The organism is Apilactobacillus bombintestini, from assembly GCF_003627035.1.
GTDB lineage: Bacteria > Bacillota > Bacilli > Lactobacillales > Lactobacillaceae > Apilactobacillus > Apilactobacillus bombintestini.
Window position 1 is genome coordinate 840,822 of record NZ_CP032626.1, and the last position, 13,262, is coordinate 854,083.

General features: G+C 39.1%; 8 protein-coding genes, 12 tRNA genes, 3 rRNA genes and 1 riboswitch. Of the genes, 2 read left to right on the plus strand and 21 right to left on the minus strand.

Annotated features, from left to right (window positions below; translation table 11 throughout):
- Positions 1-8 precede the first annotated feature (8 nt).
- Entirely contained in the window at positions 9-575 is a 567-nt protein-coding gene (mnmM, locus tag D7I45_RS04135) for a tRNA 5-(aminomethyl)-2-thiouridylate-methyltransferase MnmM (RefSeq protein ID WP_120784488.1), read from the plus strand.
- 19 nt (positions 576-594) lie between these two features.
- Here mnmM and D7I45_RS04140 read toward each other — a convergent pair whose 3' ends face one another.
- From D7I45_RS04140 to D7I45_RS04225, 18 genes are all read right to left on the minus strand, one after another.
- Positions 595-2,061 carry an MDR family MFS transporter gene (locus D7I45_RS04140; protein ID WP_120784884.1) on the minus strand — a complete coding sequence of 489 codons (1,467 nt, stop codon included), beginning with the start codon at positions 2,059-2,061 and terminating at the stop codon, positions 595-597.
- A 75-nt stretch (positions 2,062-2,136) separates the two neighbouring features.
- A complete protein-coding gene (metK, locus tag D7I45_RS04145; RefSeq protein WP_120784489.1) occupies positions 2,137-3,324 on the minus strand; it encodes a methionine adenosyltransferase in 1,188 nt (395 codons plus the stop codon).
- Positions 3,322-3,406: riboswitch (SMK box riboswitch) on the minus strand. It overlaps the preceding gene by 3 nt.
- 84 nt (positions 3,407-3,490) lie before the next feature.
- Positions 3,491-3,575: transfer RNA gene (locus tag D7I45_RS04150), tRNA-Leu, on the minus strand.
- Positions 3,576-3,590: 15 nt separating this feature from the next.
- Positions 3,591-3,661 (minus strand) — tRNA-Cys (locus D7I45_RS04155).
- A gap of 20 nt (positions 3,662-3,681) precedes the next feature.
- Positions 3,682-3,753: transfer RNA gene (locus D7I45_RS04160), tRNA-Gln, on the minus strand.
- A gap of 9 nt (positions 3,754-3,762) precedes the next feature.
- A tRNA-His gene (locus tag D7I45_RS04165) sits at positions 3,763-3,835 on the minus strand.
- A gap of 16 nt (positions 3,836-3,851) precedes the next feature.
- Positions 3,852-3,922, minus strand: a tRNA-Trp gene (locus tag D7I45_RS04170).
- A gap of 1 nt (position 3,923) precedes the next feature.
- Positions 3,924-4,009: transfer RNA gene (locus D7I45_RS04175), tRNA-Tyr, on the minus strand.
- Between the two features lie 5 nt (positions 4,010-4,014).
- Positions 4,015-4,087: transfer RNA gene (locus tag D7I45_RS04180), tRNA-Phe, on the minus strand.
- Positions 4,088-4,149: 62 nt separating this feature from the next.
- Positions 4,150-4,224, minus strand: a tRNA-Asp gene (locus D7I45_RS04185).
- 14 nt (positions 4,225-4,238) lie between these two features.
- Positions 4,239-4,311: transfer RNA gene (locus D7I45_RS04190), tRNA-Val, on the minus strand.
- 8 nt (positions 4,312-4,319) lie between these two features.
- Positions 4,320-4,392 (minus strand) — tRNA-Glu (locus D7I45_RS04195).
- A gap of 11 nt (positions 4,393-4,403) precedes the next feature.
- Positions 4,404-4,495 (minus strand) — tRNA-Ser (locus D7I45_RS04200).
- A 14-nt stretch (positions 4,496-4,509) separates the two neighbouring features.
- Positions 4,510-4,582: transfer RNA gene (locus D7I45_RS04205), tRNA-Asn, on the minus strand.
- Between the two features lie 7 nt (positions 4,583-4,589).
- Positions 4,590-4,706 (minus strand): 5S ribosomal RNA (gene rrf / locus D7I45_RS04210).
- Between the two features lie 69 nt (positions 4,707-4,775).
- Positions 4,776-7,695: ribosomal RNA gene (locus D7I45_RS04215) — 23S ribosomal RNA — on the minus strand.
- A 221-nt stretch (positions 7,696-7,916) separates the two neighbouring features.
- Positions 7,917-9,490 (minus strand): 16S ribosomal RNA (locus tag D7I45_RS04220).
- The 16S, 23S and 5S rRNA genes sit together here with 12 tRNA genes alongside, the layout of an rRNA operon.
- A gap of 386 nt (positions 9,491-9,876) precedes the next feature.
- On the minus strand, positions 9,877-10,464 hold the full coding sequence (locus D7I45_RS04225; RefSeq protein ID WP_120784885.1) for a peptidylprolyl isomerase: 588 nt from the start codon (positions 10,462-10,464) through the stop codon (positions 9,877-9,879).
- Positions 10,465-10,620: 156 nt separating this feature from the next.
- Here D7I45_RS04225 and D7I45_RS04230 point away from each other — a divergent pair, with 156 nt between their 5' ends.
- Positions 10,621-11,253, plus strand: coding sequence for a VTT domain-containing protein (locus D7I45_RS04230; RefSeq protein WP_120784490.1), 633 nt, complete (start codon positions 10,621-10,623; stop codon positions 11,251-11,253).
- A gap of 43 nt (positions 11,254-11,296) precedes the next feature.
- Here the strand turns inward: D7I45_RS04230 and D7I45_RS04235 are convergent, their stop codons facing one another.
- From D7I45_RS04235 to D7I45_RS04245, 3 genes are read right to left on the minus strand one after another with little or no spacing between them, the layout of a single operon-like run.
- Positions 11,297-11,932 (minus strand): TIGR01906 family membrane protein, encoded by a 636-nt coding sequence (locus tag D7I45_RS04235; protein WP_242446925.1) that lies wholly within the window; start codon positions 11,930-11,932, stop codon positions 11,297-11,299.
- Entirely contained in the window at positions 11,932-12,711 is a 780-nt protein-coding gene (locus D7I45_RS04240; RefSeq protein ID WP_120784492.1) for a TIGR01457 family HAD-type hydrolase, read from the minus strand. The genes D7I45_RS04235 and D7I45_RS04240 overlap by 1 nt, the downstream gene beginning before the upstream one ends.
- Positions 12,712-12,722: 11 nt before the next feature.
- Positions 12,723-13,262, minus strand: coding sequence for a YutD family protein (locus tag D7I45_RS04245; protein WP_120784493.1), 540 nt, complete (start codon positions 13,260-13,262; stop codon positions 12,723-12,725).

The following is a 13,262-nucleotide window of genomic DNA, read 5'->3' on the forward strand; positions in this document are numbered from 1 at the left end:
GTAATATTGTGAAAATAGAACCTTCAGTTAAATATAGTCATACAATTCTATCTCAAGTAATAAAACCGGGAGATAACGTTATTGATGCCACGGTAGGAAAAGGTAACGATACTGAATTCATGGCTAATTTAGTAGGAAATCATGGACATGTTTATGGTTTTGATTTACAAGAAGAAGCTATTAAATATACTAAAAAGAGATTAACGGATAAATCGTTAATTAACAATGTTGATTTATTTAATACTGGCCATGAAAATATTCATAGCTATGTAGATAAACCTATATCAGCTGCAATTTTTAATTTAGGATATTTACCTGGTAGTGATAAAAATATCATTACTAAACCTGAAACTACCCTATCTGCCCTTCAGGACTGCTTAAACTTATTATCAGTGAATGGTATTGTTATTGCAGTAATTTACTATGGTCACGATGGTGGCAAGGAAGAAAAGAATGCCGTACTAGATTGGGCAAAGAAATTAGATCAGAAAAAATATACTTCTTTACAATATCAATTCATTAATCAAATACATTGCCCTCCTATCCTACTTGCAATACAAAAAAAGTCCAACTAATGTTGGACTTTTTTTATTACTATTTTTCAGATACTCGATCATATAAGTTAACAATTACAGCAAAAACAATAATTATTAAACATACCAAGAATACTTTGTGTAATGAATCAAATAAAACGTTTCTTAATGGTTCTAATAAACGATTAGGTACTTCATGAAATGTTTTAAAGTTTACTAACTTATTTATCATATCCATATTAGCGCCATCTGTATGCAATATTCCAATGGTAAGTTGTCTATTCATAAAAATACCTAATACTGCTACGATTAATGTTTGACCAAAAATACGACTCAAGGTATTAAATGAAGTAGCAACACCTACATCACTCTTATTAACACTATTTTGAGAAATAACTGTTCCATTGGTAATGGTTATTCCAAAACCGATTCCACAAATGGCTGCAATTGCGAAGAACCATCCATATGAAACTGTAAATGGTAGTAAGAAAACCCATATTGCAGCGCCTAATACGAATAATAATCCTATCATTGTGGCATAGAAAGGCTTCATCTTAGTTAATAACCAACCAGAAATAAATGAACCTAATATCCATAAAACTGAAGTTGGTGTTATAGCGAATCCCGATATAGTAGCCGGATATCCAAAAATCCCTTGCGTCCATACTGGTAAGTAAACTTCCAATGCCATTAAGAATCCACTAACTAAGAATGCAATAATATTTTGCACCACAAAAGTTCTATTAGATAGTAATTTCATTGGTATTATAGGATCTTTAGCACAATGCTCGTTTCTAACAAACAAAATCAATAACATTATGGATGCAAATGTACAATATGAAATTGGTTGCCAGGTATGTGGCAAATCACTAATCATTTGAATGATATACATTAAGGATAATAATAATAACGATAAATATATCATTCCTCTATAATCAATAGATTGTTTAACAGAAGAATATTTTTCATAAAAATTAAATGAAAAAATTGCTAATGCAATAATTCCAATAGGAATATTAATGAAAAATATCCAATGCCAACTTAATTTATCAACTATAATTCCACCTATTAAAGGTGCAATAATTGAAGCTATTCCCCAAATAGCCCCATTAAGGCCTAAAATCCGTGCTCTATTAGCGTCTGAATATATATCGGCAACAATGGTATATGATAGTGGCATAATTACTCCAGCACCCATTCCTTGGATAGCACGCCAAATTATCAAACTAACCATGTTTGTAGCCAATCCAGATAATACTGATCCAATTAGAAAAACAATAATTCCGAACATAAAAATTTTCTTACGTCCAAATTGGTCAGATAATTTTCCATAGATTGGAGTAGAAATAGCATTAGTTAATAAATAAACTGAAAAAACCCAGTTCATCAATGAAACACCATGTAAATCTCCTACGATAGTTGGCATAGCAGTTGAAACTATTGTTCCTTCTACAGCACTCATAAAAGTTGCTATGAACAAAGCAATAGTAACTAACAGTACGTTTGTTTTCTGCTTTCGTATATTCATTTTTCCTCCATAAAAGAAAAAACGATCTAATTGAACTAACAAATAAATCGTTTTCTCTTTGAATCCAATTTTAAATTATTTAAAATAATTCTTTAAATCGTCAACTTTATCTAGATGTTCCCATGGTAAATCAATATCAGTTCTACCAAAGTGACCATAAGCAGCTGTTTGTTTGTAAATAGGACGCTTCAAGTCAAGCATCTTAATAATACCAGCTGGTCTTAAATCAAAAATTTCTCTGATAGCTTTAATTAAATCACTTTCTGAAACTTTAGCAGTTCCAAAAGTATTAACTGAAATTGAAACAGGCTTAGCAACACCAATAGCATAAGCAATTTGAACTTCTACACGGTTTGCTAACTTAGCTGCAACGATGTTTTTAGCAATGTATCTTGCAGCATAACTTGCTGATCTATCAACCTTAGTTGCATCCTTACCAGAGAATGCCCCACCACCGTGGTGAGCAGCACCACCGTAAGTATCAACAATAATTTTACGACCAGTAAGACCGGCATCACCTTGTGGTCCACCGATAACAAAACGGCCTGTTGGGTTGATAAAGTACTTAGTTTTGTCAGTTAACAATTCAGCAGGAATAACTTGCTTAATTAATTTTTCAACCATGTCTTTTCTGATTTGATCTAATGAAACATCAGGATCATGTTGTGTACTGATAACTACAGTATCAACAGAGACAGGTTTATCATTATCATCATATTCAACAGTAACTTCAGCTTTTGCATCAGGTCTTAGATATGAAATAGTACCTTCTTTTCTAAGTTGTGCAATTTTTCTCATTAATTTGTGACTTAGAGAAATAGGTAGTGGCATTAATTCAGGTGTTTCGTCAACAGCGTAACCAAACATCAAACCTTGGTCACCAGCACCAATCTTGTCTAAATCATCTTCACTGCTGTCTCTTGTTTCTAGTGAATCATCAACACCTTGAGCAATATCAGGTGATTGTTCATCAATAGCAACTAAAACAGCACAAGTATTACCATCAAAACCATATTGATCATTGTCATAACCAATGCTCTTAATAGTATCTCTTACAATCTTTTGAATGTTTACATAAGCCTTAGTAGTAATTTCCCCAAAAACTAAAACTAAACCAGTAGTTACTGAACATTCACAGGCAACTCTGGAATCAGGATCTTGTTCTAGCATAGCATCCAAAATAGCATCACTGATTTGATCAGCAATTTTATCAGGATGTCCTTCTGAAACAGATTCTGAAGTAAATAAATGTCTTTCTTGCATTTTATTTATTCCCCCTATTTATTTGGTTACAAGGCATCTTCACATCAAGGTGAATCCTATCGGGAATACGCTCATAACTCTTAAAATAATATCACAACTTTAAAATTTTTTAAAGTACACCCATAGAAACAAAAAAAGACCATCAACAATGGTCTTACAAAAGTGATACCGGAGGTGGGGTTCGAACCCACACGATCTCAACGATCACTGGATTTTGAGTCCAGCGCGTCTGCCAATTCCGCCACTCCGGCATAATATTGAACTAAAGGCGGTAATCGGATTTGAACCGATGATAAAGGTTTTGCAGACCTCTGCCTTACCACTTGGCTATACCGCCATTTTTTAATTCGAATTCAACTGGGCTAGCTGGATTCGAACCAGCGCATAATGGAGTCAAAGTCCAGTGCCTTACCGCTTGGCTATAGCCCAATTAAAAAGGGCGGTAGGTGGGAATCGAACCCACGCGTGTCGGAACCACAATCCGATGTGTTAACCACTTCACCACTACCGCCATAACAACACTAAAACAGGGATAGCAGGAGTTGAACCCGCACCAACGGTTTTGGAGACCGTTGTTCTACCATTAAACTATATCCCTATGGTGGAGGGGAGTGGATTCGAACCACCGAACCCGAAGGAGCGGATTTACAGTCCGCCGCGTTTAGCCAGACTTCGCTACCCCTCCATAAATGGCGCGGGACAGAATCGAACTGCCGACACACGGAGCTTCAATCCGTTGCTCTACCAACTGAGCTACCGAGCCATACCATTTATGCATTGCTATAGATATTAAAATAATGTTGCTATGTTGTTAATTAACAACAACGGTTCGTACGAGACTCGAACTCGTGACCTCCTGCGTGACAGGCAGGCGTCCTAAACCAACTAGACCAACGAACCAGTCTTTTATTAGATGGAGGATACAGGGCTCGAACCTGTGACCTCCTGCTTGTAAGGCAGATGCTCTCCCAACTGAGCTAATCCTCCAAATAAAATGACCCGTACGGGATTCGAACCCATGTTACTGCCGTGAAAGGGCAGTGTCTTAAACCACTTGACCAACGGGTCATATAAGGTAACGGAGAGTAAGGGATTCGAACCCTTGAAACAGGCATTCACCCGTTTACATCATTTCCAATGATGCTCCTTCGGCCAACTCGGACAACTCTCCAAGACCAATGATAACTCCGAATGTCAGACTCGAACTGACGACAACCTGATTAACAGTCAGGTGCTCTACCAACTGAGCTAATTCGGAATAATAAGCGCGGCGACGTCCTACCCTTGCAGAGGGCGATCCCTCAACTACTCTCGGCGTTTAGAAGCTTAACTTCTGTGTTCGGCATGGGAACAGGTGTGTCCTTCTAGCTATCGCCACCACACTATTTTATTTGAAAGAACTTCGTTCTCTCAAAACTAGATATTATTTATTTCTCCGATACTTACCTTACTTGGTTAAGTCCTCGACCAATTAGTACTAGTCCGCTCCATACATTGCTGCACTTCCACTTCTAGCCTATCTACCTAATCATCTCTTAGGGGTCTTACTTCCATAAAGGAATGGGAAATTTCATCTCGGGGTCGGTTTCACACTTAGATGCTTTCAGCGTTTATCTCATCCATACATAGCTACCCAGCGGTGCCCTTGGCAGGACAACTGGTACACCAGCGGTATGTCCATCTCGGTCCTCTCGTACTAGAGACAGCTTCCCTCAAATTTCCTACGCCCGCGACGGATAGGGACCGAACTGTCTCACGACGTTCTGAACCCAGCTCGCGTACCGCTTTAATGGGCGAACAGCCCAACCCTTGGGACCAACTACAGCCCCAGGATGCGATGAGCCGACATCGAGGTGCCAAACCTCCCCGTCGATGTGAACTCTTGGGGGAGATAAGCCTGTTATCCCCAGGGTAGCTTTTATCCGTTGAGCGATGGCCCTTCCATGCGGAACCACCGGATCACTAAGCCCGACTTTCGTCCCTGCTCGACCTGTCTGTCTCGCAGTCAAGCTCCCTTTTGCCTTTACACTCGATGAATGATTTCCAACCATTCTGAGGGAACCTTTGGGCGCCTCCGTTACTGTTTGGGAGGCGACCGCCCCAGTCAAACTGCCAATCAGACACTGTCTCCCGCCACGTTCAGTGGCGCGGGTTAGAGTGTTAGCACAGCGAGGGTAGTATCCCAACAATGCCTCCACCGAAACTAGCGTTCCGGTTTCCACGGCTCCTACCTATCCTGTACAAGCTATGTCAACACCCAATATCAAATTACAGTAAAGCTCCATGGGGTCTTTCCGTCCTGTCGCGGGTAACCTGCTTCTTCACAGGTATCTCAATTTCACCGAGTCTCTCGTTGAGACAGTGCTCAGATCGTTACGCCTTTCGTGCGGGTCGGAACTTACCCGACAAGGAATTTCGCTACCTTAGGACCGTTATAGTTACGGCCGCCGTTTACTGGGGCTTCGCTTCTGAGCTTCGCCGAAGCTAACTCATCCGCTTAACCTTCCAGCACCGGGCAGGCGTCAGCCCCTATACTTCATCTTACGATTTTGCAGAAACCTGTGTTTTTGATAAACAGTCGCCTGAGCCTTTTCACTGCGGCTACACTTGCGTGTAGCACCCCTTCTCCCGAAGTTACGGGGTCATTTTGCCGAGTTCCTTAACGAGAGTTCACTCGCTCACCTTAGGATACTCTCCTTGACTACCTGTGTCGGTTTGCGGTACGGGTAGTTAATTACTCACTAGAAGCTTTTCTCGGCAGCGTGACATGGCCCACTTCTCTACTTTATTTCGATCCTCATCATGACTTGTCAACACGCTGATAAGCATTTCACTCATCAACTGACTTATCACTTGAACACACATATCCAACAGTGTGCATGGGTTAGCCTTCTGCGTCCCTCCATCGTTCAAACATAATTAACTAGTACAGGAATCTCAACCTGTTATCCATCGCCTACGCCTCTAGGCCTCGGCTTAGGTCCCGACTTACCCTGGGAGGACGAGCCTTCCCCAGGAAACCTTAGTCAATCGGTGGAATAGATTCTCACTATTCTTTCGCTACTCATACCGGCATTCTCACTTCTAAGCGCTCCATCAGTCCTTGCGGTCCAACTTCGTTGCCCTTAGAACGCTCTCCTATCACATGACTACGTCATGTCCACAATCTCGGTAATATGCTTAGCCCCGGTAAATTTTCGGCGCAAAATCACTCGACTAGTGAGCTATTACGCACTCTTTAAATGGTGGCTGCTTCTGAGCCAACATCCTAGTTGTCTATGCAACTTCACATCCTTTTCCACTCAGCATATATTTAGGGACCTTAATTGGTGGTCTGGGCTGTTCCCCTTTCGACGGTGGATCTTATCACTCATCGTCTGACTCCCGGACATATAAATCAATGGTATTCGGAGTTTATCTGAATTCAGTAACCCATGACGGGCCCCTCATCCAAACAGTGGCTCTACCTCCATGATTCTAAGTCCGAGGCTAGCCCTAAAGCTATTTCGGAGAGAACCAGCTATCTCCAAGTTCGTTTGGAATTTCACCGCTACCCACATTTCATCCCAGCACTTTTCAACGTACACGGGTTCGGCCCTCCGGTGCGTTTTACCGCACTTTCAGCCTGAACATGGGTAGATCACCTGGTTTCGGGTCTATCTCAACATACTGTAACGCCCTATTCAGACTCGCTTTCGCTACGGCTCCGATCTTTCCGTCTTAACCTTGCATGTTAACATAACTCGCCGGTTCATTCTACAAGAGGCACGCCATCACTCATTAACGAGCTCTGACTGCTTGTAGGCACATGGTTTCAGGAACTATTTCACTCCCCTTCCGGGGTGCTTTTCACCTTTCCCTCACGGTACTGGTTCACTATCGGTCACTAGGGAGTATTTAGCTTTGGGAGATGGTCCTCCCGGTTTCCGACGACGTTTCACGTGTGTCGCCGTACTCAGGATCCTGAACTGAGGTTAATTGATTTCGTCTACGGGGCTATCACCCTGTATCGCTTAACTTCCCAGATAATTCGACTATCAATTAACTTGGTAACTCAAATGTTCAGTCCTACAACCCCAAAGAGCAAGCTCTTTGGTTTGAGCTGTTCCCCGTTCGCTCGCCGCTACTTAGGGAATCGAAATTTCTTTCTCTTCCTGTGGGTACTGAGATGTTTCAGTTCCCCACGTCTGCCTCTAATTAACTACTCAGTTCATTAATTAGTAATAATCGATTAAGATTATTGAGTTTCCTCATTCGGAAATCTCCGGATCAAAGCTTACGTACAGCTCCCCGAAGCATATCGGTGTTAGTCCCGTCCTTCATCGGCTCCTAGTGCCAAGGCATCCACCATGCGCCCTTCATAACTTAACCTATTCATCACTACGTGATGTTTGGTTAATTGAGTATTACGAATAAACTATATTTTAAAACTCAAAATAACGCGGTGTTCTCGGTTGAAATTGTATTAAATACAAATTCAATATAGAAATTAAATAATATCTAGTTTTCAAAGAACCAAGTTAGAGAGGTAAACCTCTCAAAACTGAATAAGATTGATACATTCTAATGTAAGTTTCCGAAATTTTCCTTAGAAAGGAGGTGATCCAGCCGCAGGTTCTCCTACGGCTACCTTGTTACGACTTCACCCTAATCATCTGTCCCACCTTAGACGACTGGCTCCCGAAGGTTACCCCATCGTCTTTGGGTGTTACAAACTCTCATGGTGTGACGGGCGGTGTGTACAAGGCCCGGGAACGTATTCACCGTGGCATGCTGATCCACGATTACTAGTGATTCCAACTTCATGCAGGCGAGTTGCAGCCTGCAATCCGAACTGAGAATGGCTTTAAGAGATTAGCTTGACCTCGCGGTTTTGCGACTCGTTGTACCATCCATTGTAGCACGTGTGTAGCCCAGGTCATAAGGGGCATGATGATTTGACGTCATCCCCACCTTCCTCCGGTTTATCACCGGCAGTCTCACTAGAGTGCCCAACTAAATGCTGGCAACTAATAATAAGGGTTGCGCTCGTTGCGGGACTTAACCCAACATCTCACGACACGAGCTGACGACAACCATGCACCACCTGTCATTCTGTCCCCGAAGGGAACGCCTAATCTCTTAGGTTGGCAGAAGATGTCAAGACCTGGTAAGGTTCTTCGCGTAGCATCGAATTAAACCACATGCTCCACCACTTGTGCGGGCCCCCGTCAATTCCTTTGAGTTTCAACCTTGCGGTCGTACTCCCCAGGCGGAATGCTTAATGCGTTAGCTGCGGCACTGAAGGGCGGAAACCCTCCAACACCTAGCATTCATCGTTTACGGCATGGACTACCAGGGTATCTAATCCTGTTCGCTACCCATGCTTTCGAGCCTCAGCGTCAGTAACAGACCAGAAAGCCGCCTTCGCCACTGGTGTTCTTCCATATATCTACGCATTTCACCGCTACACATGGAGTTCCACTTTCCTCTTCTGTACTCAAGTCTCGTAGTTTCCACTGCACTTCCTCAGTTAAGCTGAGGGCTTTCACAGCAGACTTACAAGACCGCCTGCGCTCGCTTTACGCCCAATAAATCCGGACAACGCTTGCCACCTACGTATTACCGCGGCTGCTGGCACGTAGTTAGCCGTGGCTTTCTGGTTAAATACCGTCAAAGCGTAAACAGTTACTCTTACACTTGTTCTTCTTTAACAACAGAGTTTTACGAGCCGAAACCCTTCATCACTCACGCGGCGTTGCTCCATCAGACTTTCGTCCATTGTGGAAGATTCCCTACTGCTGCCTCCCGTAGGAGTCTGGGCCGTGTCTCAGTCCCAATGTGGCCGATTACCCTCTCAGGTCGGCTACGTATCATCGCCTTGGTGGGCTTTTATCTCACCAACTAGCTAATACGGCGCGGGTCCATCCAAAAGTGATAGCAGAGCCATCTTTCAAATTAAAACCATGCGGTTTTAATTCATATGCGGTATTAGCATTTGTTTCCAAATGTTATCCCCCACTTAAGGGCAGGTTACCCACGTGTTACTCACCAGTTCGCCACTCGCTCCGAATCCAAAAAATCATTTATGCAAGCATAAAATCAATTTTGGGAGAGCTCGTTCGACTTGCATGTATTAGGCACGCCGCCAGCGTTCGTCCTGAGCCAGGATCAAACTCTCATCTTAAAAGATGAAAAGCTTAACTTAGCTCTTCTGAATAAATTGTTATTTTATAAGCGAATTGACTTCGCAATGTTTAATTCTTATAACTTTGTTATAAGATTCCTTACACATCATCGAATTATCAATCTTGTTCAGTTTTCAAAGATCTACCTTATCAGAAATGATAACTGCCGATTAGCAACCGACTTTTATATATTATCAAATCATTATCAATCTGTCAACAACTTTATTTTTTAACATATCGCTGTTAACAGAACTTTTTAATAATAACAAATTGTTAGGCAATAAGTCAACAACTTTTTTTATTATTTTTAATTTGCTGATCAAATCTGTATCACTCAATCAACAACAATATTTATAGTACCAAGAAGTCATTAATAGGTCAAGGCCTAATTAAAAATTTCTATTTTATTAACTGTAACTTCTTGTAATGGTTTGTCATTATCGTCTACTTTTGCATCTGCAATTTCATCAACAATTTCCATACCTTTAACTACTTGTCCAAATACAGTATGTCTAAAATCAAGCCATGGTGTTCCCCCACGCTTAACGTATTCGTCAATAATTTCTTGTGGGAATTTAGCTTTCTTCATTAATTCAACAAGATTATCTGGAAGATTCTTATTTTGAACTATAAAGAATTGACTTCCATTAGTATTTGGTCCTGAATTAGCCATTGATAAAGCTCCTCTAATGTTATATAGATACTTAGAAAATTCATCGTCAAATGGACGGTTCCAGATACTTTCACCACCAGCACCTGTTGCTGTTGGATCTCCACCTTGAATCATAAAATCTTTAATAACTCTATGAAAACTTGTATTATCGTAATATCCAACTTCAGCTAACTTAGTAAAGTTTTCTACAGTTTGTGGTGCTTCCTTTGGAAATAGCACAAGTTGAATATCCCCATAGTTAGTTTTAATAATAGCCATAGGTTTACTTTGTTCATTTACATTTAATTGTGGATACTGAATCATAGTTTCCCCCATAAATAAATTTATTTATATTCTTATTATATTATATCGAAATGAGATGAAATGATAAGTGGTTTTACAAAAAAATCTTAAAAAAATTCATATTATTTGCATAAATTTGGTAGAATATAGGTAAATAAATAAAGGGAGTTTAATATGCAAACTTTAATAGATTTTATTCTTCACATTGATCAGCATATTATTAACTTAGTTAATTTTTTTGGTGATTGGACATACTTACTACTTTTTGGAGTCATCTTTGTAGAAACTGGTGTTGTTATAATGCCGTTCTTACCCGGTGACTCACTATTATTTGCTGCTTCTGCTATTGCCGCAAATTCACAATATAATTTAAGTATAACTATCTTTATTATATTGTTCCTTGCTGCTTCTATAATTGGTGATTCACTAAACTTCTATTTAGGTGAAAAAATCGGATACCGATTAACTCAACAAAAGTTCTTTGGAAAATTCATTAAACCAGAACAGATGGAAAAATCTAAGGAATTCTTTGATAAGTATGGTGTTCTAGCAATCTTCATCGCAAGATTTATGCCAATTATTAGAACCTTTGCTCCTTTCATCGCTGCATCAAGTGGTTATAAATATAAAAAATTTGTTAAATACAACGTACCAGCATGTATTACTTGGGTATTACTTTGTTGCGGTGGCGGTTATTTCTTCGGAAACATCCCCTTCGTACAAGAACACTTCTCATTAGTAATTTTAGGAATATTACTTGTTACTTGTATTCCAGCAATCGTTGCTCTATTTAACAAAAACAAATAATAAAAAACCTCTTAGAATACATTTCTAAGAGGTTTTTATTTGCTTATTTTTTATTTAAATTACGCTTACTTAATATATACATTACCATCATAGCTATAGATATCATTGCATATATAAATGCCCCACAAAATATAAAGTATTCAGAGGGAAAGACTTTGATTATAGGATTAGTTTTTACATCAAAGATCCAATCCTTGTTTCTAAACATTACATTGTGGAAGAATATAAAGAAGTCATTAAAATCTATCACACAAAATACAAAGATTGCTGTAATTAGATAATAAGCGTATTTTATATCTGTATACATTATCCAATACAATCTCTTTTTATTTAAATATATACATACCTTGCATAATAAAAGACTAGTAACTGTACATAATAAATTATTAAAAATCATTAAATTCTTTACATCAGAAAAATGCTTTCTACCGTAATCGTCAATAGCTATTAAATTGTTGAAGTGACGAACAAACGGTGATTGTAAATACAATACCAAATTATTAAAATTATCAGACATTATATGCCTGCTGATTCCACTCTTTTCTGGCAAGTTAAAGCATTCTATAGCGTAGTTATATAATACGGGAAAATTTAGTAATAACAATATGGATGCAGATATAGCCCAAATTACTATTAACCCAACAAGCAACTTTGATTTAATAGATATATTGCTAAACACTATACTGTCCAATCATCTAATGAATCTACTTCATGGGTAGGTTTAATAGATTGTTCACTAACTTGTTCTTTAGTAGACAACCCTGTATATACTAGAAGAGTATCCATATCAAAATTAATTCCAGCACTAATATCAGTAAAGTAATTATCGCCCACCATTACGACGTCTTTCTTTTGTAAGCCTATCTTATTCAAAGCATTTTTCATGATAATAGTTTTAGGCTTTCCGATTAGTACTGGTTCTTTTTGCGTAGCATATTCCACTAGCTTAATTAATGAACCTGCTCCAGGTTGCATCCCTTTTTCAGTAGGAATATTACTATCAGGATTAGTACCAATAAATCTAGCGCCATCTCTTACTAACAATACGGCAGTACTTAATTGATCATAGGTAGCTTTATTGTCCAAACCTACTACCACATATGATGGATGATCATCGGTAATAGTAAAGCCCTTTTGTTGTAAAGCAGTGATCAATCCTTTTTCACCGACTACGTAAACAGTTTTATCTACTTTGTTAGTTTCGGCATCATTTGATACATAATCAGCAGTAGCCAAACCAGCTGTGTATACATTACCTTCACTTACATGTATATCATGGTTTTCACTAAGATTTTTTACAACATCTATTGGCATCTTAGTAGTGTTATTAGTCACAAACAAAAAGTCAATTGAATTTGCTTGTAATCGTTCAATAAATCTCTTAGCGGCAGGTATTCTTTTACTTCCTGCGTACATAGTTCCATCTAAGTCAATGAAATAACCCTTGTATTTACTCAAATATTACACTCCTAGTCTTCTCGTTGTTTAATTGTAAAATGACGTTTCCCATGTCCTTCAGATTTAGTAACAGTTAATCGTTTTCTCTTATTTAATGGTCCTTTATCTGTAGTTACCTTTTCTTTTATAAATGGACGTCGATTATTTTTGCGATTTCTACGGTGTCTCTTTTTAGTAGCAATAGGCTTACTCTTTACTTCTAAATTATGCAAGACAAAGTAGTCTGCACCCATATTAGCATATTCATACAAATAATCATTAATAGCAGAAAATTGATTTTGCAAAGGTGTATGGGTCCCATCTTCAGAAAATCCTTTTAATCTAAGTACTCCATAGCCATAATCTCCTACTATATAGCTATATCTGCTAAAAATAGGATTATATTGTCTAGAAAAATCATCCAAATTAAAACAATCATTCTGGTTATCCATGATTTCATAATCATGACCATTGATTAAAATATTATTTTGTTCACCCATTTTAATATGAGCTAACGGTTTAGCATTTTCTCTTTTCTCTTCTACTAAATCCTCAATACTCTTTCGATCCAA

What these genes read in the sequence shown, in the direction of transcription:
- D7I45_RS04140 (WP_120784884.1), bottom strand. Translation starts at nt 2,061, where the DNA reads ATGAATATACGAAAGCAGAAAACAAACGTACTGTTAGTTACTATTGCT.
- metK (WP_120784489.1), bottom strand. Translation starts at nt 3,324, where the DNA reads ATGCAAGAAAGACATTTATTTACTTCAGAATCTGTTTCAGAAGGACAT.
- D7I45_RS04230 (WP_120784490.1), top strand. Translation starts at nt 10,621, where the DNA reads ATGCAAACTTTAATAGATTTTATTCTTCACATTGATCAGCATATTATT.